Origin of the sequence: Paenibacillus sp. OSY-SE (genome assembly GCF_000283315.1) — a bacterium.
GTDB lineage: Bacteria > Bacillota > Bacilli > Paenibacillales > Paenibacillaceae > Paenibacillus_B > Paenibacillus_B profundus.
Genome location: NZ_ALKF01000203.1, coordinates 19,092 through 45,167 on the forward strand (window position 1 = coordinate 19,092; position 26,076 = coordinate 45,167).

Annotated in this window: 23 protein-coding genes and 1 pseudogene; 13 read left to right on the plus strand and 11 right to left on the minus strand. The window is 45.7% G+C overall.

Annotated elements, in window-relative coordinates; translation table 11 throughout:
* Positions 1 to 372 precede the first annotated feature (372 nt).
* From A372_RS0128930 to A372_RS0128950, 5 genes are read left to right on the plus strand one after another with little or no spacing between them, the layout of a single operon-like run.
* On the plus strand, positions 373 to 1,704 hold the full coding sequence (locus tag A372_RS0128930) for a sugar phosphate nucleotidyltransferase (RefSeq protein ID WP_019424429.1): 1,332 nt from the start codon (positions 373 to 375) through the stop codon (positions 1,702 to 1,704).
* Positions 1,705 to 1,729: 25 nt separating this feature from the next.
* On the plus strand, positions 1,730 to 3,841 hold the full coding sequence (locus A372_RS0128935) for a glycosyltransferase family 2 protein (protein WP_019424430.1): 2,112 nt from the start codon (positions 1,730 to 1,732) through the stop codon (positions 3,839 to 3,841).
* A 2-nt stretch (positions 3,842 to 3,843) separates the two neighbouring features.
* On the plus strand, positions 3,844 to 5,502 hold the full coding sequence (locus A372_RS0128940) for a hypothetical protein (RefSeq protein ID WP_019424431.1): 1,659 nt from the start codon (positions 3,844 to 3,846) through the stop codon (positions 5,500 to 5,502).
* Positions 5,492 to 6,499: a glycosyltransferase family 2 protein gene (locus A372_RS34945; protein ID WP_019424432.1), complete on the plus strand. Its 1,008-nt coding sequence runs from the start codon at positions 5,492 to 5,494 to the stop codon at positions 6,497 to 6,499. The genes A372_RS0128940 and A372_RS34945 overlap by 11 nt, the downstream gene beginning before the upstream one ends.
* Positions 6,484 to 6,873, plus strand: a complete 390-nt coding sequence (locus A372_RS0128950; protein WP_026011348.1) for a GtrA family protein — start codon at positions 6,484 to 6,486, stop codon at positions 6,871 to 6,873. Before A372_RS34945 ends, A372_RS0128950 begins: the two co-directional genes overlap by 16 nt.
* A gap of 593 nt (positions 6,874 to 7,466) precedes the next feature.
* Here A372_RS0128950 and A372_RS0128960 read toward each other — a convergent pair.
* The 3 genes from A372_RS0128960 to A372_RS0128970 all read right to left on the minus strand — a co-directional run bounded on the left by A372_RS0128960 (position 7,467) and on the right by A372_RS0128970 (position 12,388).
* Positions 7,467 to 9,299, minus strand: a complete 1,833-nt coding sequence (locus A372_RS0128960) for an ABC transporter substrate-binding protein (RefSeq protein ID WP_019424435.1) — start codon at positions 9,297 to 9,299, stop codon at positions 7,467 to 7,469.
* Positions 9,300 to 9,382: 83 nt separating this feature from the next.
* Positions 9,383 to 10,891, minus strand: a complete 1,509-nt coding sequence (locus A372_RS0128965) for an ABC transporter permease (protein WP_019424436.1) — start codon at positions 10,889 to 10,891, stop codon at positions 9,383 to 9,385.
* A 54-nt stretch (positions 10,892 to 10,945) separates the two neighbouring features.
* Positions 10,946 to 12,388, minus strand: coding sequence for an ABC transporter permease (locus A372_RS0128970; protein WP_019424437.1), 1,443 nt, complete (start codon positions 12,386 to 12,388; stop codon positions 10,946 to 10,948).
* Positions 12,389 to 12,515: 127 nt separating this feature from the next.
* On the opposite strand from A372_RS0128970, the gene A372_RS0128975 reads away from it, so the two are divergent.
* Positions 12,516 to 14,252 (plus strand): ABC transporter ATP-binding protein, encoded by a 1,737-nt coding sequence (locus A372_RS0128975; RefSeq protein ID WP_019424438.1) that lies wholly within the window; start codon positions 12,516 to 12,518, stop codon positions 14,250 to 14,252.
* 203 nt (positions 14,253 to 14,455) lie between these two features.
* Here the strand turns inward: A372_RS0128975 and A372_RS0128980 are convergent, their stop codons facing one another.
* The 3 genes from A372_RS0128980 to A372_RS38075 form a co-directional block, all read right to left on the minus strand.
* Positions 14,456 to 15,079, minus strand: a complete 624-nt coding sequence (locus tag A372_RS0128980; RefSeq protein WP_019424439.1) for an HXXEE domain-containing protein — start codon at positions 15,077 to 15,079, stop codon at positions 14,456 to 14,458.
* Between the two features lie 190 nt (positions 15,080 to 15,269).
* On the minus strand, positions 15,270 to 15,818 hold the full coding sequence (locus tag A372_RS0128985; protein WP_019424440.1) for a stage II sporulation protein M: 549 nt from the start codon (positions 15,816 to 15,818) through the stop codon (positions 15,270 to 15,272).
* A gap of 171 nt (positions 15,819 to 15,989) precedes the next feature.
* Complete coding sequence (locus A372_RS38075) at positions 15,990 to 16,157, minus strand: hypothetical protein (protein WP_019424441.1); 168 nt, start codon at positions 16,155 to 16,157, stop codon at positions 15,990 to 15,992.
* Between the two features lie 747 nt (positions 16,158 to 16,904).
* Here A372_RS38075 and A372_RS0128995 point away from each other — a divergent pair.
* The 5 genes and pseudogenes from A372_RS0128995 to A372_RS38895 form a co-directional block, all read left to right on the plus strand.
* Positions 16,905 to 17,375, plus strand: coding sequence for a DUF523 domain-containing protein (locus A372_RS0128995; protein ID WP_019424442.1), 471 nt, complete (start codon positions 16,905 to 16,907; stop codon positions 17,373 to 17,375).
* A 279-nt stretch (positions 17,376 to 17,654) separates the two neighbouring features.
* Entirely contained in the window at positions 17,655 to 18,476 is an 822-nt protein-coding gene (locus tag A372_RS0129000; RefSeq protein ID WP_019424443.1) for an amino acid ABC transporter substrate-binding protein, read from the plus strand.
* 14 nt (positions 18,477 to 18,490) lie between these two features.
* Entirely contained in the window at positions 18,491 to 19,156 is a 666-nt protein-coding gene (locus tag A372_RS0129005; protein WP_019424444.1) for an amino acid ABC transporter permease, read from the plus strand.
* A gap of 10 nt (positions 19,157 to 19,166) precedes the next feature.
* Positions 19,167 to 19,913 carry an amino acid ABC transporter ATP-binding protein gene (locus A372_RS0129010; RefSeq protein ID WP_019424445.1) on the plus strand — a complete coding sequence of 249 codons (747 nt, stop codon included), beginning with the start codon at positions 19,167 to 19,169 and terminating at the stop codon, positions 19,911 to 19,913.
* Between the two features lie 105 nt (positions 19,914 to 20,018).
* Positions 20,019 to 20,150: pseudogene (locus tag A372_RS38895) on the plus strand (glycoside hydrolase family 88 protein); the annotation flags it as partial.
* Between the two features lie 107 nt (positions 20,151 to 20,257).
* Here the strand turns inward: A372_RS38895 and A372_RS36795 are convergent.
* Complete coding sequence (locus A372_RS36795; protein ID WP_019424446.1) at positions 20,258 to 20,413, minus strand: DUF1540 domain-containing protein; 156 nt, start codon at positions 20,411 to 20,413, stop codon at positions 20,258 to 20,260.
* Between the two features lie 699 nt (positions 20,414 to 21,112).
* Here A372_RS36795 and A372_RS34950 point away from each other — a divergent pair.
* Both A372_RS34950 and A372_RS39180 read left to right on the plus strand, forming a co-directional pair.
* Positions 21,113 to 21,352 carry a response regulator gene (locus tag A372_RS34950; protein WP_083858962.1) on the plus strand — a complete coding sequence of 80 codons (240 nt, stop codon included), beginning with the start codon at positions 21,113 to 21,115 and terminating at the stop codon, positions 21,350 to 21,352.
* A 117-nt stretch (positions 21,353 to 21,469) separates the two neighbouring features.
* Positions 21,470 to 21,592 carry a hypothetical protein gene (locus tag A372_RS39180; RefSeq protein WP_019424448.1) on the plus strand — a complete coding sequence of 41 codons (123 nt, stop codon included), beginning with the start codon at positions 21,470 to 21,472 and terminating at the stop codon, positions 21,590 to 21,592.
* A 17-nt stretch (positions 21,593 to 21,609) separates the two neighbouring features.
* On the opposite strand, the gene A372_RS34955 is transcribed toward A372_RS39180, so the two are convergent.
* The 4 genes from A372_RS34955 to A372_RS0129045 all read right to left on the minus strand — a co-directional run bounded on the left by A372_RS34955 (position 21,610) and on the right by A372_RS0129045 (position 25,656).
* A complete protein-coding gene (locus A372_RS34955; RefSeq protein WP_019424449.1) occupies positions 21,610 to 21,834 on the minus strand; it encodes an aspartyl-phosphate phosphatase Spo0E family protein in 225 nt (74 codons plus the stop codon).
* Between the two features lie 253 nt (positions 21,835 to 22,087).
* On the minus strand, positions 22,088 to 22,231 hold the full coding sequence (locus A372_RS37750; protein WP_019424450.1) for a hypothetical protein: 144 nt from the start codon (positions 22,229 to 22,231) through the stop codon (positions 22,088 to 22,090).
* A gap of 12 nt (positions 22,232 to 22,243) precedes the next feature.
* A complete protein-coding gene (locus tag A372_RS0129040) occupies positions 22,244 to 23,533 on the minus strand; it encodes a helix-turn-helix domain-containing protein (protein WP_019424451.1) in 1,290 nt (429 codons plus the stop codon).
* 257 nt (positions 23,534 to 23,790) lie between these two features.
* A complete protein-coding gene (locus A372_RS0129045; protein WP_019424452.1) occupies positions 23,791 to 25,656 on the minus strand; it encodes an SLC13 family permease in 1,866 nt (621 codons plus the stop codon).
* Positions 25,657 to 26,076 lie beyond the last annotated feature (420 nt).

Below are 26,076 nucleotides of genomic sequence, written 5' to 3' on the forward strand. Positions count from 1 at the left end.
GCGAAAAACAATGCAGTTCTACTTATATGGCTCATACCATGCATGGCCTACATCGTTTTATGCGTTTATCTGTATTGAGCAGTCCAATGCCACTCTTTCCGTTAACCTCACTGTCCCCCAGTATCAGTCCTGCCTTTGTCTCGTCCATATATACGCTGTCATCTGAACTCGAAATATCGGTTTCCAAATGTCTCATAACGCATTGTGTTCCAGTGGAAATTACCACTTCATGACGTGGATTCTGATTCAATATTCCCTTGTTCAGAAAATGTTCAGTAATAGGCGCTAAGATAGTCTTAGTCGAAAAGGCCTAATTATTTACAAATCGTTCGTTTAGTCGACAAAGATTGTAGGATGGGAGAAGGCTAGGAGATGAAATTAGTTTTGTTATCCGGCGGCAGCGGGAAACGGTTGTGGCCGTTATCCAATGATAGCCGTTCCAAGCAATTTATTAGAGTGAATCATTCGAATGAGGAAAATGATCAAATGCGTTTTTCCATGCTGCAAAAAGTATGGACGCAGATTAAAAAGGCAGGCTTACAGCAATCAGCCGTTATTGCGGCCGGTCGGGGACAGCAAGAATTGCTTCTCACCCAACTTGATCAAGATGTGCCGCTTGTTCTGGAGCCAGAGCGTCGCGATACGTTTCCAGCGATTGCATTGGCGTGCACTTATTTACAAGGCGTGCTGAATACAGCAGAGGACGAAGTTATCGTGGTGATGCCTGTCGATGTTGATGTTGATGACGATTATTTTGCTGAGCTGCGCGCACTTGCGAACGGGTTGGCCCATGCCGAGGACAACTTGGCTTTAATGGGCATACAACCTTCCTATCCTGCCGAGAAATATGGCTACATTATCCCGGTACCTGATCCGTGCATGCAACAATCATTACGCAAAGTTCAGCGTTTCATTGAGAAGCCGCCCGCTGCGGAAGCAGAAAAGTGGATTAAGCATGGCGCTCTATGGAATTGCGGTGTATTCGCGTTTCGCTTGTCATATGTGCTGCGCATTTTGGAACAGAACGGATGGCCGACTTCATACGAAGACTTAATCGCTCAATACGAACGGTTGCCGCAAAATAGCTTTGACTATGAAGTGGTAGAGAAAGAGAAGAAAATCTCTGTCAAGCCGTTTGCAGGCCGGTGGAACGATCTGGGCACTTGGAACGAATGGACGGAACAAATGAAGGAACCGATGTATGGAAAGGGATATGTCAGCAAGGATTGCCTCAATACGCATGTAATCAATGAGCTTAATATCCCCGTTGTTGCCCTAGGGATAACCGATGCGGTAATTGTGGCTTCTCCAGATGGGATTCTCATCACAGATAAAGCAGCAAGCACTGGGCTGAAGCAAGTTGTCCAGACGCTATCGATGCCCCCCATGTATAAGGAGGCGTTATATGGCTGGTATACGATTCTGCATTTGGGAGAACCGATGGGGGAACACGGCTCGGTGACGAAACGAGTCCATATGTATGCGGGTAAACAGATGAGCGATCAGAAGCAAGATCAGCGGAGTGAACTGTGGACGCTTATCCGCGGGGAAGCGAAGGTCAGTATTGACGGCAAACGCTTCACGGCCAGAGCGGGTGATGCGATTCAAATTCCTCCCGGATCGAACCATAGCATCAAAGCGATAACCGCGGTCGATCTGATTGTTATTCAAATCGAAATGCGTGATCATAACGTGGCTTTTTGAACAACATCGAGAAAGGTGCAATAGAATGAAGAGCATTCAAGATGAGCAGGTGGAGCAGAATGAATTGCAGACACCTCAACCTTCAAGAAGGATTGGGGATCTGCTCGTGAGCGAAGGTTGGATTACGAACGAGCAACTTCGCAACGCGGTTGAACGGCAGCAGCAATATGGAGGCAGACTGGGTGACGTCGTGTCAGAACTCTATGACGTCAGTCCACACACTATCCAGCAGCTGACGGAGCGCAACCAGAGCAAGGGACGGATTGGTGAAATGCTTGTACAGTCCGGAGCGATCACGGAGAAGCAACTCGAACAAGCGCTTGAGTTCCAAAGAAAAAGCGGGGGTAAATTGGGTGACATCTTGTTATCGCTCAAGTTCGTTGAACCGGACAGGCTCTACCGCGAGATTGCCACCCAACAGCAGATCGGGCGGATTGGCAAGGAATTTTCCTTTGAGCACGAAGCGAGATTACCTGAGGCGACAGCGCGAGCTTATGACGCGATTATGATCAATAAAATGTCGAATCGTTATCTTATTGCCGTTGGTGCGCCTCTGACAGAAGCGCAAATCGTCGACTTGGAAGGGATTGTGGAGGCGCCGATTGAGCAGGTGCTCGCGACACGCAAAGAAATGGAGGATTTCTGGAAGGCTGTATACGAACCGGAATTGATGCAGGCAAGCACGGCTAAGTTGATCGAGGAGAATCCGGGGAACTCGGCGCATATTACGTTCACGACGCCGCAACTGTGGGGACTCTGCTTGCTTGCGGTGGTGATTATCGCGGGGCTGATCTGGAATTGGTTCGTTACGTTGATCGTATTGAATATCATCGTTCAAGTCGTTTATTTTGTCATGTCTGTGTTTAAGTTTGCGATTATTTTAAAAGGAACCAAAAGCACGGCGCAGCTTCGCTTTACGGAAGAAGAGGTGCTTGCGGTGGACGAGAAAGAACTCCCGATTTACACCATTCTGGTACCTATGTATAAAGAAAGTGAAGTCATCCCGCATCTGCTGGAGAACTTGGAACGGTTGGATTATCCGAAGGCTAAGCTGGATGTTCGCTTATTAATTGAAGAAGACGATATCGAGGCGCAGGAGCTTCTGCAAAACATGGATTTGCCAGCCTATTATACGGTTCTGATCGTACCGCACAGCTTGCCTAAAACCAAACCGAAGGCATGTAATTACGGCTTGATCCGCGCACGGGGAGAGTACGTGGTTATCTATGACGCGGAAGATCGACCGGATCCTGATCAATTGAAGAAAGTTATTCTCTCTTTCCAGCAGAGTCCGGAGCATGTTGTATGCATTCAAGCGAAATTGAATTATTTCAATAGTGATCAAAACATGTTGACGCGGTGGTTTACTCATGAATACAGCATGTGGTTTGAACTTCTGCTGCCGGGAATTATGCGGCTTAATTATCCTATTCCGTTAGGTGGAACTTCGAATCATTTCAAAACAGCAGTATTAAAGGAGCTGAATGCATGGGATCCATATAACGTGACGGAAGATGCTGACCTTGGCATCCGGCTATACAAAGAGGGCTATATGACCGTGGTTGTCGATTCGCGAACCTGGGAGGAAGCCAATAGCCGCGTGGGTAATTGGATTAGGCAGCGTTCGCGTTGGATTAAGGGATACATGCAGACGTGGCTTGTCCATATGCGCAACCCGGTTCAATTATGGAAGGAAATCGGTCCCAAAGGTTTTTTTGGCTTTCAAGCCTTGGTTGCGTCAACTCCGATTCTCCCGCTGATCAATCCGATCTTCTGGACGTTGCTCATTCTCTGGTATGGGTGGGAAATGGAGTTCGTGCCGAAGTTTTTTCCAGGCATCATTTATTACATGGCTGCGATTCAATTTATAATCGGAAATTTCTTGTTCGTTCTTAGTAATGTGGCAGGCGTATATTGGGTGATTGAGGAACTTGAGCGTAAAAAAGAGCGCATCTTTTCATACGGGATTGTCAAATACGCCTTGCTGACGCCGCTCTATTGGGTGTTGATGAGTGCGGCCGCATATAAAGCGCTGTGGCAGCTCATTACGAAACCATTCTACTGGGAAAAAACGACACATGGTTTAACGGGAGCGCCATCCGCTCCTGCGGAAGCAACAATAGAGAGGGGCGTGTAAGCATGTCGGAAGTTTCCATACCTTATTTCAAGAGAGAACGACCGACTGCAGCGGCGGAAGAACATAAGTCACGCTCCTTGTATTGGGCAATATTTGCTGTTGTATGGGTAACTGAATTCATCGTCGGCTACTATGTCAGCCATAAGATCGGTTATATGCATACCGACGCCATAAGCAGGGTAGCTAACGCGTTCTACGTGCTATATAGCGGTGATCCGCACTTGGGAGCGATCGGGTTTATTTGGAACCCGTTGCCGAGTCTGGTCGAAATCATTTTTTTAGTGTTTTATCCGTTATTTCCTGCGTTAGCCTCGTCAGGCTTAGCGGGCGTGCTTATGTCCAGCCTGTTCGCCGGGTTTACAGCCTCTCTGCTTGTGCGAGCGGGTGACTATCACGGGATTTCACGCTGGGTAAGCGTAGGTATCAGTTTATTGTTTGCTTTTAATCCCTTTATGTTTTTGTTTGGCATGAACGGACTAAGTGATGCTCCCTTTATCTTTTTCACGATGCATGCGGTCATTCATTTGACTTATTGGATGAAGGACCGGCATGTTGGCAATTTGCTAAAGCTCTCTTTGTCGCTGGCGCTGGCGTTTTGGACACGGTACGAAGCGGTACCTTTCGCGATTGGCGTAGGCTTAGTCGTCGTGCTTGCCCTGCTCTATCGCTTGAAAAAAAATAAAGCGGAGAAACAAACCTCGGCGAAGGATAAGTATCAGCAAGCGGAAAGCGCGTTAACTCTCGTCTGGTCGCCGATTGTCTATTCTGGTTTGCTATGGGTGTTCCTGAACTACATCATCATGGGGAACCCGTTCTATTTCTTGAACTCTGAGTATTCCAATGTGGAGCAATCTGCGGTGTTGGCAACGGATCTCAAGTTTCAGCATCTGATTGGTCATCCATGGAATAGCTTCGTGTTCGTATTGGGCAAAATGCTGTACTTCTCGATCCCATTGTTCGGTGTGGTGTTGCTTCGCATCGTCAACCGCAGATGGCAGATATGGGAATTAGTAGGTTTATTGGGTATGGTCTCCTCGATCGTGGCTTTACAATATTTGTTGATAGTAAAGGGAACTTCATTTGGCTGGTTCCGATATTTTATGTATGTGTTCCCCATTACGGTGGCATGGCTTCCTTATGAGCTAAGTAAAGTGAGAAGGTCTTGGTTGAATAGTTCCATTATTCTTGCTTCGCTTATTCTGTCAGTGGTAGTTCTGACAGGTGCTTTGTTCAATCCTGAAGTTGCGCCAGACGAAAATAAAATGCTGCATGCCTATGAACATGCTGCGGAGATGGACGTCGATCGGCAAGTGGCACGATACTTGGACAGTGAATTAAATAAGGACACGATCCTAATGGATTCTTATTCGGCTTATAATGTTATTCTCAACAGTGACCAGCCAAGCCGATTTATCATTACAAGTGATGCTAACTTTCGAGAATCGCTGGATGATCCGCGAGCAAGCGGTGTCGATTACATTTTGAGTCCGAAACCGGACAGCAGCTCCGCATTAAGCGCCGATAACAGATTATACCCTCAGTTCTATGAACGCGGTGCGGAATGGTGTGAATTATACAAGGAATTTGGCAATGAGCAAGGCGGGCGCTGGCGCATTTATAAAGTAAAGAAAAAAGCGGATGTGATAGAGCATGAATCCTGAAATAACAATCATTGTTCCCGTATATAACGAGGAAGCTAATATTGATGAAGCGCTCACTTTGATCCGCAGCCATATGCTGCAACTGGGCGAACGGTTCGAGATGCTAATTATCGATGACGGTTCAAAGGATCGGACATGGACGCGGATTGAAGCATGCTGTCGGCGCTTCGAAGAGTTGTCGGCGATCCGCTTGAGCCGGAATTTCGGCAAGGAGCTGGCGCTGTGCGCCGGCTTGGAGCAGGCAAACGGCAATGCCGTCATTGTCATGGACGCGGATTTGCAGCATCCGCCTGCTTTATTTTCAGAAATGGTGCATAAGTGGCGGGTTGAGGGCTATGAAATTGTGGAATGTGTGAAACGAAGCCGCGGCAAGGAACCATTGCAAAAAAAGTGGGGATCAGCCTTGTTTTACTTGATGTTAAATCGCATGTCTGGTTTTGACCTGCACGGCGCTTCCGACTTTAAGCTGCTGGATAGGAAGGTCGTCCAAGCATGGAGAGACATGCCCGAGAGGAGCACCTTCTTCCGTGGGATGACCGCTTGGCTAGGCTTCAGCAGAGCACAGATTGAGTTCGAGGTTCCGGAACGGATTGGCAGCACGAGTCGTTGGGGCTTGGTGAGCTTGGTTAAGCTGGCCGTACAAGCGGTGACTTCATTCTCTTCATTGCCTCTGCGATTCGTCAACTTTGCCGGCGTATTATTTCTATGCGGGGCTATTGCGCTAGGCGCACAAACCTTGTACCGTAAGCTCGTTGGCGAAGCGGTAACAGGCTTTACAACTGTTATTTTGCTGCAATTGATGATCGGCAGTGTGATTATGGTTAGCTTGGGTATTGTCGGCGAGTATATATCCGCCATCTATAATGAAACGAAACATCGACCACGGTACGTTGTCAGAGAACGCATCACGGCTACAATAACCGAAGAGACCGAAGAGACCGAAGAGACCGAAGAGACCGAAGAGATTGTGAATGAACTCATATGCGTACAAAAATAGTGAAGTATGGGGTAGTTGGCGTATTGGGCACGTTGTTACACTTTTCGGTACTAATCCTACTTGTCGAATGGTGGGGCTGCAATCCGATTATCAGTTCCGCCATCGGATTCATCATTGTACTGATCATCTCATTCTTCATGAACCAACGGTGGACATTTGGTACGCGAGGGATGGGCCGATCGGCGTTTATAAAGTATGCGATCGTCTCCGCAAACGGACTGATCATGAATACGGCGATCGTGTTCGTTACGGTTGATTTGCTGCAGTGGTCATATTTGATTGGGCAACTTTGCGTCGTGGCTATCGTCCCGCCACTTAATTTTGTGTTGAATTATTATTGGACGTTTGATGAACAAGCGGTGGCACGTACGTGACTGTAAAAAACGCTGGTGTAACGCAATCGAATGGCCAAGACACTGCAGCGGATCGGTGCCAGAGGTTGGGGGAGGCTGAACGCCCCTCCCATTTGACACCATGTTCTTTTGTGGAGCACAAATCCGTTATGGTTGCTAACTTGATTGTTTATTTTGGTAGCTATATTACAAACATAAACATTCCAATCTGATCGTAAAAGTCAATATTATTTATTCCCCTCTTTTTGATACCGAGGGCTTCATATCCATGAACTCGATATCTTCTATTAACAATGAAAATATCGAGAGTAAATATAAAAATTTATATCGGCCTTTGCTTGACGAGTTTCTATTTGTGATAGACGGCGATCTTATTCACATTAACTTTTTTCTATCGCAAGAGCAATATATGGAGTCTGACGTAGAGAGCTTTAATGAAAATGCTTTCATATTCTACCAAGAATTTGAAGAGCACTATTTAAATATGGGCTTTCAGAGAAATAGAAAGTAGTAACGTGCTTGATCCAATCAGCCTTAGTTCGGTACAGATACCCCACTGAACTAAGGCTGAGAGCTCGTAACTATGAGATTGTGGCGTAGCGGCGTGAACGTGTTTATTTGGCGCCAGCTCTATACTTGTTCAGAAATTCTTTTACCTTTGCCGGGTCGGCCGTTAGTTCGTTGCCTGTCGTGACCATCGGGCTGACCGTAGATACGGCTTTGAATTTATTGTTATTGTAAAACTGCAAAATTTCATCTTGATTGATAGAATAGAGCACAGCTTTTCGCAAATCCTCACTTTTCGCAACTGCTCGACTTTTCGTATTGAACAACAGATAGGAGACGGCATTGCTTTGGATGTTCTGCAGGCTCAGCTTGCTGTCGCTCTTCACGATATCGAACTTTGTTTCTGGAACACCGTAGTTGACGTAAACTTCACCGCTGCGCAGCGCGGAGAGCGCACTGTCTGCATCCTTGATGAAACGAAGTGTAACATTCGATATTTTCGGTTCATGCTTCGTTCCCTTCAAGTAACCAGGGTTTTTGTGAAAGATGGCTTCATAATCGTTTTTGTACGCCAAAATATATGGGCCGCTTGCATAAAGGGTGTTTTTGTATTTGCTTCCTTCGGTTATCGTGCTCTGATCACCGTATGGAATATCTTTGTTGACGTCAAATGAAGCAACATCATACGTATTAATGCTTTCAACCTGTTTCTTGGACACGATGCCTGCCGATTGGTGCGCCAAATAATTCAAAACCTGAGGGAACGGTTCTGTCGTTGTCAATTTGATTACTTGATATTTGCCTGCCTTGTTATTCGCCTCGTTTTTGTCCGCGACCAATGCTGTGATTTTTGCATCCAATCCTTTTTCTAACGCTTCCTTCACCGTTTCATTGCTGCCTGATTGCTTGACTTGATCCAGAGCGCTTATGTCGGTTACGATGTCAACGTTTTTAATATGTTCATGCAGACTATAGGTGCGGTGGTCGGGTACTGAATCTTTGTTTTTCGCCCGGTTCAAAGAGAACACCACATCATCGGCGCCGACACGTTCCCCCGTATCTTCGGCAAGCTTGTTCGTAATTTTAGCAAAATTAATATCGTCTCTGAGAATGAAATAGTATTCCGAATTGCCCTCTGCAATGCTGAACCCATGTGATAACGAGCCGTCGGCAATAATCTTGTCATCATCGGTAAGGTTGATCAAGCGCACGTACATGTTGGTATTGATCATATTGATGGAACCGTCGTTTCCCTTAATCGGATCGAGCGACGTCAATGTAGAAGAGGCTTGAGTAAGAAGCAGAGGGGAGGTGTCGCGTTTGGATGTATCCTTGAAATCAACATCTTCCCATGCGAATGAACGAGACTTGGACAATCTTACAGATGCTTCATTCAGAATGTCTTTATTGAATGCCTGACTCTTGATTGAAATGTACAAAGGAGCGATGTAGGCTTTGTCGAACACAAGGCTTTGCTCCAGTTGCTTGTATGTCTCTACATATTGCTCTGGGGTTTGAGTTGCAGCTTGGTCTATGAGCTTGTCAATTTCAGAATCGGCGAGGATGCTGTAGTCACCGCCTGTCTTGAACAAAGATCTGACCGCATAATCCGGATTGCCGGTTACCGTCGTCCAGCCCGATAGCGCAATATCATAGTTCCCTGCCTCTTCCTGAGCCTTGAAGCTACCGTAGTCCGGTTGAATGTTGAGCTTCACCTTGAATCCGTTCTTGTTGAGCTGGTCTCGTACAATGTTGATGTCGTCTTCACCCGAGCTCATTCCTAGCAATTCGATGTCGACTGGAGTCTCGGCAACAGGTTTGTCGTTATCGGGAGTCTGCTTTGCGTCTTTTCCTACAGCGTCCGATTTTGTATTCACATTGCACCCGCCAAGCACGAGTACCAAGGCAAATAATAGAATCAATACAGATCTTTTTTTCATGATGAGTTCCTCCTGAGCGTATTTAATATATTTGCAAATAAAACCTAACTACCAAATTGTGTTGGCCGGAGCAATTCCCTGCTCTAATCCATTTTCGGATCAAGTGCGTCCCGCAGGCCGTCCCCGAGAAAATTGAAGGATAAGACCAAGGCCATAATCGCCAACCCAGGGTAAATGGCGAGATAGGAGTGGGATTCGAGATAGGCGCTTCCCAGCTTCAAAATATTTCCCCATTCAGGTATATGAGGCTCCACTCCTAGACCCAAATAACTCAAGCTGCTTGTGGAAATGACCGCACCGCCGATCGTTAATGTAGATTTAATGATCATGGGAGCCAGCGAGTTAGGCACGATATGCTTGAAAATGATGGATGAATTCCGAGCGCCGAACGCTCGCGCGGCATCGACAAATTCGAATGTAGACACCAACAGCACGTTAGCCCTCATCGTTCTGGCATAAGTAGGAATAGAGCCGATGCTCAGTGCCAGAATGAGATTGACGGTGTTCGCTCCGAAAGCGGCGATAATGGCGATAGCCAATAAAATACCCGGAATTGCGTACAAAATATCCAGCATTCGCATAATGATGTTATCCGTACGCCGGCCGTAAAATCCGGAAATGGCGCCAAGAGTGCCACCGATGACGACAGGAATGGCCGTCGAAATGAAACCGACAATTAACGAAATTCGTGCTCCAAAAATAATTCTTGAAAATAAGCATCTGCCGAAATTATCTGTTCCGAATGGATAGGCCAGACTTGGAGATTGGAGTATCGCACCGTAATTGTTCTCAATAGCAACGCTATAGTCGAACGTAAAGAAACTGCAAATGGATATGGAAAACAGAAAAATAATAAAGAATAAGCCTGACATGGCCGTCGTATTCTTGGTGAGCCGCTCCCAGACTTCCTCCCATTTCGCCGCAGCCGGATTGCCGTTGTTGCGGATTTTCGTGAGCAGCGTCAATCCGAGCAATAACGCAAACACATTCCCGGTCAAAGAAGTGAAGATGAGCGGAAAGGCTGCGATAGACAGCCATGGACGGGCGTTGTGCCTCTTCACATACTTCGATACGAGGAGAAGAGTGACGAATTGAAAGAGAGCGATCGCCAGCAAAATAAGCATAGCTAGCGGGAACGTATCGGCTACATACGGTTTAAATAAATTCATTTCAGAAACGGCGATAACAAATAGCTGAGTCAGGAGCATATACACGGCAATCGTATATTCAGGAGGTTTATCCTTCTTAATGAGGCTGCAAGCAGAAGTGACGATAAATACATTTCCTGTTAGAATGCTGAGTATTTGAATATAGCCCAGAGCTCGCGTCGAGTTTTTAATATGGCAGTGAACGAGAATATCTCTTCGAATCTTAGCGGTTATGATGAGCTGCAATAATGTGAAAGCAGCATAAATGACGGATGCCGCCAATACATATGGTTTCATCGTCTTACTAGTAAAATCGTAACTGTTTATGAAAAGGATAACGGACAAGACAGAAGAGATAATCCAGGCGAAGCTGGCTTGACTGTATTCCTGAAATGATTTCAGTTTGTGCTGCGTTTCGTGCTTTGAGACAGACAACTTGGTCATGATCACACCTGCTTTAGAGGTTGTTCAAAAAGCCTCCCTTTTGAACACGTACCTTTAGTATTGTTTCATCTTGGAGCGAATGCGCGGGTCAAAAAAAGCGTATAAAATGTCAATCATCACATTGACAAGCGAAATCGTTATCGCCGTATAGACGACACCGCCCATAATGCTAGGAATATCAGGAATGAACTGTTTATCCACGATATAGCTGCCGATTCCGCTAATATTAAACACTTTTTCTGTCACGGCGGCTCCCCCCAGCATCCCGCCGAATTGCAAGCCGATAACCGTAATAATCGGTATGATGGCATTGCCGACAGCATGCTTGAGCAGAACCTGGCGCTGACTTAGCCCTTTTGCTTTGGCGGTCATAATGTAATCTTCATTAATGACCTCTAAAGTGGAGGAACGGGTCATCCTGGCTACGGCAGCAGTTAATCCCGTACCAAGCACAACGACCGGCATAATGATCGATAACCAATTTTGCGGATTAAAGGTTGCCGGTAACCACTGAAGCTTGATGGAGAAATTCAAAATGAAAATGAGTCCCTGCCAAAAGCTAGGTATCGATAAACCAATTAGCGCGATAAATATAAACGTGTAATCAAAGAAAGAGTTTGGCTTTGTGGCTGAAATAATTCCGATCGGCAACGCGATGATGATGGCGATAACGAGCGAGATAATCGTCAACGTCAGGGTGATCGGAAACTTACTGGCTATAGTCGTCGTTACTACCTCGCTGCCTGAGAACGATTTTCCAAGATCGAAGGTCGCTATTCCCTTCAGGGTGTTCCACAATTGGACGAAATAGGGCTGATCAAGTCCATGCATTTTGTTAAATGCGGCGATCTGTTCCTGAGTGGCTGTTTCACCCAATATGTTGGCTGCCGGATGAAAGGGGGAGAGATGCAAGATAGTGAAGACAAGCACGGCGACCCCTAAAATGACAAACATACTCATCACGAGTCTTTCAAAAATGTATTTTAAATACGAGTTGCCATACAGCAATATCAGGATGTACATTGGCAAACCTGGAATAAACGTTCCGATTAAAAATAAAGGATGTTTAATGAGCGATGTAAATGTGCCGGCAAAAGTCATTCTCTTCTGATTGCTATGCTTTAGTTTCTCGTTAGTTCGCTCAAGCAGCGTCTTGTGAAATTGGGCTTCTGTTATTTTGTCTACCTGCCGTTTCAGTTCTTCCTGCTTAACCTCTTGACCGAAAAAAACGTGCTTACGCAGCGACTGCTCCTCGATCTCTGCTCTCAAATCATCCCTGTATCCAGTGTCTATGAGCTCGAATTTTATTTCATCGCGCACAGACGAATATGTATCTTTCGTTCGCTGAACGAAATAGAAGAATAACACAACGAGATTGACAGGCAAGCCCAGTAAAAGAACCGCATATTTGTACGCAGGATTCAATAGCATTTTATTGTAGGCGACGCTGATAGTGTTTATTAAACCGTGTTTTGTTGAAGCTTCTGTCCTCTCCATAACGCTTCTTGCTGCCTCCTTGTTTTTAAATTGTATTATTCCGATGGATATAGTATATTTTATTTTAAGGTTTTGTCAAGAAAAGATAAGAGGCAAGAAATCCGGATAAATAGGCAGGTGAACGGGAATGGACCCTATTCTTCAAGTACAAAATTTATCGGTAACTTTTCAATCGCGTGATAAAGAAGTTCAGGCGGTTCGAGGCGTAAGCTTTGATGTGAAAAAGGGAGAGACGTTGGGAATTGTCGGTGAATCGGGAAGCGGCAAGAGTGTAACGGCTCGATCGATTATGCGTCTGCTTCCTTCTTCCCTATCCTATATGAAAGAAGGGGAAGTCATATTCCTGGGAAAGAATGTAGCTCACTACACGGATAAGGAAATGGAGAGCATTCGCGGCCGCGATATGGGCATGATTTTTCAAGATCCAATGACTTCCTTGAACCCAACGATTAAAATCGGCAAGCAAATCTCCGAAAGCTTGATTAAGCATCAGAAATTGTCACCTAAAGCGGCAAAGGAACAAGCCATTGAAATGCTCAAGCTGGTAGGAATCCGAAATAGTGAAATCCGTTATAATCAATATCCCCATGAATTTTCCGGTGGAATGCGTCAACGCGTCATGATTGCGATCGCTTTGGCTTGCCGTCCTGCATTGCTAATCGCAGATGAACCTACCACGGCGCTTGATGTGACGATTCAGGCTCAAATTTTAAATGTCATGAAAAATATGCAGCAGCGTTTTGGCACTTCAATTATTTTAATTACACATGATCTGGGCGTTGTGGCCGGCATGTGTGACCGCGTTGTCGTTATGAAAGACGGGGCGGTGGTAGAGACGGGAACGACGGAAGAAATTTTCGCGAATCCGAAGCATCCGTATACATTAAAACTGTTACATGCGCTTCCGCGTCTGGAAGAGAAGAAGAAAGAGAAGCTGGCGCCATTGTTTGCCACGAGATCGGATCACGAACCGCCGCTGCTGGAAGTCAGATCGCTAAGACAGTATTTCGATATGGGAAAAGGAAATGTGCTCAAGGCTGTAAATAACATAAGCTTCCATATTAATGCAGGAGAGACACTCGGCGTCGTCGGGGAATCGGGCTGCGGGAAATCAACGACAGGGCGGGCTATTCTGCGTCTGCACGAGCCAACGGGAGGAGATGTACTATACCAAGGCATGGCGGTTAACCGCTTGTCTGCACATGAGATGAAGACGATGCGGCGCTATATGCAGATGATCTTCCAGGACCCTTATGCATCGCTTAATCCGCGGTTCAAAGTGTTGGATATTATCGGTGAAGCGCTTGATATTCACCAGCTAACAGGGAGCAAGCAAGAACGGAAGAAGCGAGTCGAGGAGCTGCTTGATATGGTAGGGCTTGATCCCGCTTTTGCACAGCGGTATCCGCATGAGTTCTCCGGAGGACAGCGGCAGAGAATTGGAATTGCGCGCGCGCTTGCCGTTGAACCGAAATTTATTGTGTGCGATGAGCCTCTATCTGCGCTCGACGTGTCGATTCAGGCACAGATCGTCAAGCTGCTGGAGGAGCTTCAGCATCGTCTTGGTCTTACGTATCTGTTCATTGCCCATGATCTGTCTATGGTTAAGCATATTAGCGACCGCGTAGCGGTTATGTATATGGGGAAGATTGTCGAGCTTGCAGAGAGTGAAGAGCTCTATTCCAATCCACAACATGATTATACGAAGTCATTGTTGGCGGCCATTCCGGTTCCGGATCCACAAATCGAGTCGAAAAAGAAAAGAGTGCTGATGGAAGAGCAATCCGAAGCCGATCAGTATCATTTGGAGCATTCCAAGCTTGTAGAAGTGTCTAGCGGACATTGGGTAGCGATACCTTCGTGATAATAAGGAGTTACGCTGCTCAAACCGGACATTTGACTATACATTTTCCTATGGGGCGGCGTATGAGAGGGAAGTTGCTCCAGATTTATCTTTATATCATTCGGAATGAACTAAAACGAAGGAAGGGGCTGTCCCACAAGGTCAGGATGATCTGATGGGCAGCCCCTTGTTTATGAATAAGGGTTACTCACGAACGACAGCCTTTATGGAGCATATGGCCCTAATTGTTTTTTGGAAAAGCAGTGCTGTGACTCTTTGTTCTTCATCCACATGTTGCCTTTAATGATCAGGATATAGACAGCGACGGCAAAATAGATCGTTCCGAGAGTCCAGTCGGTGGCGGTTGCGATATCTTGCGCACCAATATGATAGATGTACCAGGCTCCGATAGGAATATGGAGAAAAAGAACCGCAAATAATCCGGGATTATAAATGGTTTTTGCCTTTATATTGGCGAATACCCCATGCCAGATGAACTGGAAGAAGCCCATTAGAATCGGGGCGAGACCCAGCCAGATCACATCTGGAAACAGAACGGGCAGCAGATAAAACAGGTAAGCAATGATTAGGTTGATGACCATGGCGGATTGCGTATTTAAAGGGTATCTTTCTGGATGCTCACTTTTGAATATCACCACGTTGAACAGACCTCCAAAGTATCCCGGACAGCGATACTCTTCAAATTGATGAAATAGAATGGCTATAAAACTGAGCCACAATATCCCCTGAATGTCCGGAATAAAGCTCCAGTTCATAACTAGATGAATGCATACGGCCACAGCTACAATAACACCCAAATCCATCCAATACTTTCTTAACATGTTCATTATTCTCACCTCATCAGCGAAATTTTTATGGGGAAATCGTATATGCCAGAATTGCTCTTGCTGAACGATTTGCCATACTGTATGTAGGTAATGTGAACAATCTAAGAGCCGGGGGATGCTTGATCCTTACGGCTCTTCATCTACGCCAGTCTGCGGTCCACCGTTCAATCAACGGTGACAGAGCCCGGTTCTATTTGAACCAGCTCATGGTGATAGGCGATACGTACGTCTCTATCAAGCTCGCAACGGTGAACAATGCGATCATCAAGCCAAGAAGCGCTGCAATGCTGCGTACTTCCTTTTTCCATGAAACAGACTGCTTCGTGCGCACGTAACGAATGAGCCAGCTAATAGGCTTCAAGCCGACGGAACAGGCCAGCATGATGGCCGGAAGCTCGAAGATGCCGTGGGGTGCCAACGCCGCGATAATCTCCGCCATAGAATATTGAGAGGCGGACAACATGACGAGGTAGCCCAGCATGAAGCCGTTGAACAGTGTTAACAGCATGGCCGGAACGGATAATAGTATCCCGCTTCCTGCGATGAGAAGCCCTGCTCCGATATTGTTCAACGCAATCTGGTACCATTCATAATCGAACCCGGTTACGTGAATCGCATTGACTAAATGTATCTGGTTCCTAATCAGAAGACTGAGCGCAACACCTCCGAATAACCACATGGCAGCTGCCAAGAAGAGCTTCTTCTCTTCTTTCCAGATCGCTTTCCAGAATGTCAGCAAATCAATCCCTCCCTCCGCTGTCCAGTTCGAATCTAGTACATCATATGAAGGAAAGCGTGCCTGCGTGCTAGATTCGGACACAGAGAAGTCTGTCCGAACTAGCGTGTGCCGATGCGGCAGGGAGAGGCGCACCCGATAACGGATGCACCTCGTGCTCGTACAATTTCAGCGTTACAGCAGAACGGCAAGGTTGTTCAAGCCAGCGTTGACAAGGGACAGAATCAAATCTTTGAAAGGTTCAAGGGCTGGAGGTACGACGCCGTTAAGGATACCTTCCAGAACCACCTGAGCCTCTGCGAGGTTGATTCCCAAAATAGAAGCGATTTTAAATACAGCCATGATTTCACCTCCCTTTGCCTTTCTGAGATTACTATATTTCGGACTTGTCCCTTTGGTGCATGAAAATCTGAAAATCAAACGAAGATCCATAGTTTCATAGATTCGAGTATCACAAAAAATCGCTGATGTCGACGATGCGCCACGCGCGACTCGCCGCACGCTCAGCGCTATCATTGCCGGTACGAAAAGCTATGTTGACGTGAGCTTGAGGGCTGGATGAAATGTAGATCGGACTGGGCGATTATTGCGTTAGATAGCATGTTGGCTCCTCTTGATGCTGTTAATTTAAACATTGTTTTAAACAATGATTAAAACGATGTTTAATCGAATGGTATCACGTTGCAAATGTAAAATCAATCCTTTTTATATCAGGCGGCGATCTCTACTGGAAAACGTGTTCAACATGGAAATGGATACAACACCTCCTTATCCATTCGGCGCTTCCAATCACTCTCCCCTTCGATCAGTACAACGATTCCCGCATGTCTCAGGCGCTTGGCGGTGTCATCTAACGGTGATGCTGCTGCGTCATCTGAGAAGCAAGGTTACTAGAGACATGTACACCAAAGTTCACCTCACCTTTCGGAGGGATGCCTCTTCTGAACGAGAGGGAGAATGGAGAGAGGTACTTGGCAGTGTATCGTTACTGGCTGGAACTGTGGTCTTTCTATAGCTCAACTTATATAGCTTCCAATTTCATGTATAATGGAATTAGATTTTTTGCAGAAGTTAGGGGAGTAACTATTTATGATTATCGTCAGTTCATGCTTGGCTGGGATCGAATGCCGGTACAACGGCACGCACAGCTTGCGCAAGGAAATACAACAGCTGGTCGAGCGGAACAAAGCCGTCATCGTGTGCCCAGAGCTGCTTGGGGGATTCGCGACACCACGTGAGCCTGCCGAAATCGTCGACGGCACGGGAGAAGATGTTCTCAACGGAAAGAGCAAAATTATCGAGCTATCGGGCAGCGATGTAACGGAATTATACTTGAAGGGCGCCTATAAGACGCTTGAGATGGCAACCGATTTGAAGGCCGACATGATTGTGCTGAAGGAATATAGCCCTTCTTGTGGCAGCCGCATGGTACATGACGGGAGCTTCTCTAATCAGCGTATCCCCGGTGAAGGCGTTACGGCTGCGTTGCTGCGCAGGCATGGCTTTACGGTGTTGTCTGAGACAGAGTTCGAAGAAATGTTGCAAAACAAGGACCTTTAGCTGCTTTTTCGTAGTAACGGATAAATATCGGAAGATGACGATCTTAAAGACAAGTCCTCACTCAGGATATTTGTCTTTTTTTTGTTATATACAGCTAAGTTGATAGAATGGTGCTGTAATATAAAGACGAGTTATCATATCGGAATAATTTAAAAAAGTATTGTATAGTGCTGGAAACCGTGATATCATCTGAAACAATAATCGCTCACACCGGCCGTAAGCCACTCGAACAACGGATTGAAGGCAGTTATATAACAAGCTTCTAGGGGGATGTATCGTATGAAAAAGACAACTTTAACCTTACTGTTAGTAACGCTTGTATTTGCATTAGCTGCCTGTGGTGACAAGACCGGGAACGAGAAGACAGCAAATTCGGGCTCTGATCCGGCAGAAGCTAAAAATGTATTAGAAGAAATTAAAGCGAACGGCATAATTCGAATCGGTACAGAAGGCACCTACCCTCCGTTTACTTATCATGACGAAAGCGGCAAGCTGACGGGCTTCGATGTTGAAATTGCCGCAGAGATCGCGAAGCGGTTAGGCGTGACACCAGAGTTTGAAGAAGCGAAGTGGGACGGCATGTTTGCGGGTCTGGACGCGAAGCGCTTCGATATCGTTGTGAATCAAGTGGCGATTCGTGACGATCGCAAAGAGAAATACGCTTTCTCTGATCCATACAGCGTGTCTAAAGCGGTATTGATGGTTCATGAAGACAATCATGATGTGAAGAAATTTGCCGACATGAAAGGGAAAAAAGCCGGACAATCGTTGACATCCAACTTGACCGAACTGGCAAAAGAGAACGGCGCGGAAATCGTGCAGACGGATGGCTTTAACCAAGCGATTGAATTGCTTGTATCGAAGCGCATCGATGTGACGGTTAACGACGGCCTATCGTACCTGGACTTCAAAAAGCACCGCCCAGAGGCGAAGGTGAAAGTAGTCGATGAGCATCCGGACGCTTCCAAAAGCGGTATTTTGATTCGTAAAGGCAATCAAGAATTTGTCGATGCGATCAATAAGGCGTTGGCAGATATGCAGGCCGATGGCACATACTTGATAATATCGCAAAAATATTTTAATGCCGATATTTCGAAATAAGCGGGTGATGACTCGTGGATAAATATATAAATCTATTTATAGACTCGCTATGGCCGCTATTTAAAGCCGGGCTGTTGTTCGCGGTCCCGCTTACGCTCATTTCATTCGCGCTTGGTCTTGCGCTTGCCTTGTTGACGGCCTTAGTCCGGCTGTCGAATATTAAGCCGCTTGTTTGGATGGCTAGATTTTATGTGTGGGTTATTCGGGGAACGCCGCTGCTCGTACAGTTGTTTATTATTTTCTATGGCTTGCCGAGTCTTGGCATTACGATTGGAGCGTTCCCGGCTGCAATTATCGGGTTTTCGTTGAGCGTCGGGGCATACAATTCGGAAGTTATCCGTGCCGCCATTCAATCGATACCGCAGGGGCAGTGGGAAGCTGCTGACTCGCTTGGCATGACGCGCGCCCAGATTCTGCGCCGTATCATCCTGCCTCAAGCGGCAAGAGTGTCCGTACCGCCGTTGTCGAATTCGTTCATCAGCTTGGTGAAGGATACTTCGCTTGCCGCGACGATTACGGTGACTGAAATGTTTCAACGTGCGCAGCAGATTGCGGCGTCCACGTACGAGCATATGCTCATCTATTGCGAAGTAGCGATAGTATATTTGTTTTTCAGTACGATTTTGTCGGCGGCGCAAGTTCGCGTAGAAAAATATTTTGAACGTTACGTTGTTCGATAGGAGAAGCCGAATGATCGAAATCAGAAATGTGCAGAAAAGTTTCGGAAGCTTATCGGTCCTGAAAGATATTAGCCTGCAAGTAAAAAAAGGTGAGGCGGTCGTCATTATCGGTCCTTCGGGCTCAGGGAAAACAACGCTTCTTCGCTGCTTGAACCTGCTTGAGCAGCCGACAAACGGCTCGATTCGCATTGGTGATGCCAAGCTTCATTTCCATGAGGGACAATCGATAAAACGACAATTCTTGATGGAGTTGCGCTTGCATACAGGGATGGTGTTTCAATCGCATCATTTGTTCCCGCATATGACCGCGCAGCAGAACGTTATGGAAGGACTCGTGACGGTACAACGGCGAACGAAAGCGGAAGCGCGTACGACAGCGCTCAAGTTATTGCACAAGGTCGGTTTATCCGATAAGGCGGATTCGTATCCGTACCAGCTGTCCGGCGGTCAACAGCAGCGCGTCGGCATCGCGCGGGCGCTGGCGATGGGACCGGACGTGCTGTTGTTCGATGAGCCGACCTCCGCGCTCGATCCGGAAATCGTTGGCGAAGTGCTCAAAGTTATGGCGGAGTTGAAACAAGAAGGGATGACGATGGTCGTCGTCACGCACGAAATGCAGTTTGCGCGCAGCATCTCCGACCGGGTTGTCTTCATGGATCAAGGCGTCGTGGTCGAAGAAGGCAAGCCGGAGCAAATATTCGATCACCCGGAGCAGGAGCGGACGAAGCAGTTTTTAAATCGATTGAATTGGTTGTAGAATAATGCCAGTTAACTTGCCACTCATGCACACATTCCAGCAATCCCAGCTTCTCATCCAAGATGCTGGGATTTTCATTTGGGGGACATAATCGTTTCCATAACGGAATATCAAGGGATTTTACACGAGGGAACCGGAAACAAGCCCGGAAATGAGAACGTGAGTGTCTCGCTTATCTATGGAGATTATTTTTTCATTGAAGCACTAGCAAAGCTGTCGGGGTGGAAAAATAGTTGAACAGCTCATTGAGTAACTAAAATCAATGAATGGCTTGATAATAATAATCATTACTGATATAATGTAAAAAAAGAAGGAACCGGCTAGAGTTCCTTTTAAAAAAAGACTTATTTCACTTCAAACGTTTGGCAGTCAGTTTCAACAGAGTTAGTTGCTTTGTTCTTGTTCTCATTGATAGAAATGAGAATCGAAGCTGCTGTGCATTTGTTCTGGTCAGCCCAGAAACGACAAGAATTGACTTCACACAGTACATCTTTGGCCATAATATAGAACATCTCCTTTTTTTGTGGCAACACAAAGATGATCCTAGTTGTTTAAGGTGGATCTTAAACAACAGTAAGAAAATCAACCTCTTTGATAAGAAAGAGGTTTTTTGCGTTGCAGGTAGTGTTTTCTAAGTTGATTATAGCAAGTGTACAAAATTTTAGCAATCTTTAATAAATTAATAGGATTTCGATCTCCGCTCATGCTCCAACATGCCTCATTGGCCGCTTTACAATCCCATTGAAACCACACTGTAGAAGTGCCGCGTTCCGTAGACACTTCTTGCAATCTGAAAAGGTCAAAGCATACTCGGTTACCGTCCATTTGTTAACCAATTCGTTAATGCTTTCGCGAAAAGCCCCACTATTTCCTTTAAAGTGTTTTACTTGTCGCTCTTAAAGTAAGTCCTATTGGAAAATGTACAGTCAAATGTGAGGAGCGGGTGGTCAACGACATGTGGACTGTATTTTGTACAGTGGATTCGGTTGTTTAGGAGCGATCGTTGCTAAATGAGCGTCAAAGCACTGCATAAAATCCAATGGAACCTGCGCGATAGGAGGTACGACTACTGTTTCATTGGACAAAATCCAATGTAGGATGCTGTAAGGGGAGAGGGCAAGCCGATCCGGGTCGGCATTGTTGATGATCAACAGCTGGTCAGGCATGGTTTCAATACATTATAAACGGACAAGGAGGACATGGAAGTGGTGGGGGAGGCTTCCGATGGGCGAGAAGCCGTTCTTTTGGCCGATCGGGCGTGTCCTCATGCTCTGTTGATGGATGTCCAAATGCCAGAATATAGCGGAATTGATGCAAATCATGAAATTTTGGCGGACTTGCCGGACTGCAAGATTGTCATTCTGACTACGGAGTATGTGTATGACGACATTCGTGTGGGAGCGATCGGGTATTTGCTCAAGGACGCTGCTGACCCATAGAAATAAGAGCGCATCCCATGAATCGACGAGCCGCTTTTGTCCAAAGTGCGATTCGACAAATCTTGAATTGGAAAAAAGGATGTAGCATTCGCAGAGGTTTGTTAGGGGGCGCGCGGTTTGGAGCGACTGGAATGCTTGCCGGATTCCTTGGCAGAAATGATATCAAGCATAAATGCCTATCTTGCGACCAATATTGGCAAGATTGTAAATGATTCAGTTGGTCGGGGTCAGGTAAAATAATCACACAAATATTCATTTTAGATATTCACTCCTGCCAATACATGGCTCATTCGCTCGGTTTGCGCGACTCCTTTGTAAGAGAGTGAACGTTTTTTTCTTTGCAGATCCAATTGCTTTTGAAACTTCACAATGTAAATGTCCAATTCCTGACTTAACCGGACGATATCATCATCGGTAAGACACTTTTCATATAATGCTGCACTCAATAGCTGATTGCGCTTGTCCTCGATCTTTTGCAGCAATTCATCTTCTTGTCGTATCCGATTGTCTTCTTTGGGGTCATGCCTATGTAAAATAAAAACAATCACCTCCCAAAATGGGGTTGGATGAAATTGGTTATCTCATCTCTAAATCTAATATAAATCATGTTGACGACTTTTGGTGGAAAAAGGAATAAAACAACAAATTTAACAAAAAAAAGAACGCTATTTTTCGTAGCGTTCCATGGGAATTTATATAATATTATCGAATGATGATGAAAATACCTTGTCCACGTTAACGGACTTGCCACGAAGGTTCTCCGCCAAATGAAGCATTGAAGAACTTCCCAATGTTACCTTCTGCAGAAATGGTGACTGGAGCCACAAAAAGCAATACAGCAATGGCCAAAATGGATACACGAATACGAATTTTTTTCATGCCATCTACCTCCTAGTTAGGTTTGCTTAGCATAGAATACATGCTGTTCATTTTTTGGAGAACATCTTTATATAATTCGATGTTTCCATTCTCTATGGCTTTGTTAGTAACGAAGCCCAAGCATTCAAATGCCTGTGAATACATACTAACTTTTATATACTCGCAGGCACTTTTAATGTAACTTTCAAAAGCAGTAATTGTTACTTTAGAATAAATTAAATAATCTCCTTTTAACCTGTGAAAATATGCTAATGCAAACCTTTTATACGGTGTTCGAATCTCAGTCTGCGTAATCCTCATCTCGTAGCTTAGAAGCTTTTCGATTGCAATAAGGTCTTTCTTTTCCAAATATAATTCCATTAGGGCGACTACGACATTCATAAAGTTGTATTCGGAAGAACGCTCTAGAAAGCTTTCGAGCTGGGTGACTGCCAATTCCGTATTTCCAATCTTACCGTTTATGGATCCCGTCATGAACCTGACGTTTTCGGCTACATTGGGGAATGAGAACTTACTGTATTCCTCCAAATAATGTTTGGCACGTGTATAGTCACATAAATAATAGTGTGAATTGCATAAGGCAAAAAAAGCTTCAGCTTTAAAGAAACTATCTGTTGTATCATTACGAATCACTTGTTCGCATAATTCAATGCAATCTTTATACAGCCTTAAAACATAGGCATGTACGCCAAGCTTATAGTACAGCAGTATCTTTTCCTCGTATGATAAGAAATTCTCGTATTGAATGATGTTTTTTCCCGCGTGGTAGGTGGAATCGAGCTTGCTAAAGTCATCGCGCTCGATTAAATACTTATGTAAAATTCCTTTGGAGAAATACGTTTGAATGCCGTGATTTCGGGAGAAATCAATGATATGCTTAAGCAGCTCCAACTTCATTTCACGATTGGTGATGTTAATTGTCGTATGAAACAACTGCTCAATCAGGTCATAGCTGTCCTTCTGAGGAGATTCGAGGAACCGCAGGACAACCTTTGAGATAAGCGGTACGTGAGCTAATCGAATAGCTTCCATCAACATATCATGCAATACGTCAGGACGTTGCTCCACATCAATATAATGACTCACATATACTTCGTATGGTATACCAAGCACGTCAGCCAGTAATTGAACGGTTCTCAATTCCGGACGCTTGGTTTCACCACGTTCGATCCTGGATATCCCCGCCTTATCGACTCCTGATTGATGTGCCAATTGGCTCAGCGATAAATTCGCTTCTTCTCTATGCTGTCGGATAAGGTCGCCGATGGTTGTGTGCAGCAGCACATTCAGATTCGATTGCATACCATCACCTTCCGATACTATTAAAAGTGTATTCTTTTCCTTTATATTACCATTTGATGTCGATAATGTAAATACTATCTACAGACATAATTTTCTAATTTGGAGATTTTCTGTTGAACCCTGTCTGTTGAACCCTGTCTGTTGAACCCTGTCTGTTGAACCCTGTCTGTTGAACCCTGTCAGTTGGAACCGTCGCCCAAGTCGAAAACTTGATAGAACGTAAGTGGTCGCAACGGCTCCATGGGAAGATAGATCATTCAAAAAGGAAAGAACAACGGCAACAAAGCAACCATGGCAACGCCCAGCAACAGCTGCAAAGGCAGTCCGACTTTGACATAGTCCATGAAGGTATATTTGCCAGCAGACATGACGAGCGCATTAGGCGGCGTGGAAAAAGGCACGGCAAAGCACATTCCAGCTGCAATCGCTACGGCAAATAAATAAGGAACCGGACTGACACCGAGCTGCACAGCTGCGGTCAACGCGATTGGCGCAAATAACACGGCACAAGCGGTATTGCTAATAAATAGCGTCAGGATAGAAGTAGTGAAATAGACACCTGCGAGCAGGGCGAACGGGCCTATATTGCCGAGACTTGAGACGAGCTTCTCTGAGAGGAGTGCGGCCGCGCCCGTCTTCTCGATGGCGATGGACATCGGAATCATGCCGCCGATAAGGACGATGCTCTCCCAATTGATGGTCTTGTAGGCAGCTTCCATACCGCGAAGACAACCCGTCGCCACCATTAATATCGCCGCGATCATGACAGAAATGACAGCAGGGAATACTTCCAGGATCATCAGCACGACCATGAACAGCATTATCCCGGCGGCAATCGGCGCTTTATGGTTCAAAGGGATGGCGGCCGCGGCCTCCAGTGGCTGACCGACCACGACGATATCTGACTCTTCCTTGGAGAGAAGCGCGATGCTCTTCCATGTTCCTTGAATAAGCAACGCATCCCCGAACCGGATTTTCTCATCTTTCAGCTGGTGCAGTAAATACTCTCCCTTGCGCTGAATGCCTAAAATGTTGACGCTATACTTCTCACGGAATCCCGACTGCTTGACCTGTTGATTAATGAGACTTGAATTGGGAGGAAGCAGCACTTCCGCAATTCCAATCTGATCGGAAGCGAATCGTTCCGTATTCTGAATAATCGACTGCTCCACGACTTGGTGATCAAGCAGTGCTAATTGGTAGAACTCGGCGAAGGCTTGAACAGCTTCGAACACTCCATATACATACAGGATATCCTGCTTGTTAATGACGGTTAAAGGTCCGGCAATTTCCTGATTAATCGTTTTGAAAAACGGGTTCTTGTGGGATGTTTTACGACGAATTTCGATAATATGTACTTGATATTGATTTGGTATATCCAGTTCAAGCAGCGTCTTTGTTGTGATGAGAGAGTCGTCACTCACTTGGACGCGATATAGATTTTGCGAGAGCCGGTACTGACGGGCAAGCTCGTTCAAGGAGCGGCCGCGTCTTTTTCCTTTCCCCTCACCATGTTCTTTAGGCAGCAGCTTGCTAAGAAGCAGGATAAGGCCGGTACCGATAACCAAGCAGACCAATCCGATCGGGGTGAACGAGAAGAAGGATAGCTCCTCGAATCCCGCCTTGCTTAGCGTTTCGCTGATGACTAGATTGGGAGGAGTACCGATCAAGGTAAGCGTGCCGCCCAAGCTGCTGGCAAAAGCCAACGGCATAAGCAAACGCCCCGGACTGATATTAGCACTCGTGGCCAGACTGACCACAATGGGCAGCATGACGGCTACCGTACCCGTGTTGCTGACGAAGGCGCCGATAAAGGAAGTGGCCAGCATCACGGTTATTAATAAACGGAACTCGCTATCTCCCGCCAGCTTGAGCATTTTCCCGCTAGCCATCTTGGCAAGACCCGTCTGAAAAATGCCGCCCCCAACGATGAACAGGCCGATCATCATAATGACGATGGAATTGGAGAAGCCAGAAAGCGCCTCATTCGGACTTAAAATATCGAGCAAAACAAGCAGGACTAATGAGCAGATTGCTACTAGATCGGACCGGACCTTGCCGCTCATGAACAGAATAGCTGCTGCTGCTAAAACCACGAGAGTGATAATCATGTCTGCAGTCACTGTAAAGCCCCTTTCCTGACTATTTCTGTATGACTTATAAGGAATACATAGGGTTCATATATACATATGATACTTTGTATTCAAGCCGAATGGGATGCACTTTTATGACATGTTTTCGAGCATAGTTGCAAGCAAACGATGATGATTCTTAATTGAAGATAGGTGAGTTCGAGCATGCTTTGATTTGAAAAGGAGGGGAGGTCATAGTGGCGACAGCGAATGCCAAGCCGAAGGTAACAATATGATCAACCCTTTAACCGCCAAGCAGATGAGGCAGATGTTTTTTTATATGTTTCAAACTACACAATAAATATAACTAATTAATATATAATGATATATTGAGTATAATTAGTATTTACATTTATAAACAATGGGATTATTATGTAACCAGAGTATTGAGTCAATATACTTCATCTAGAA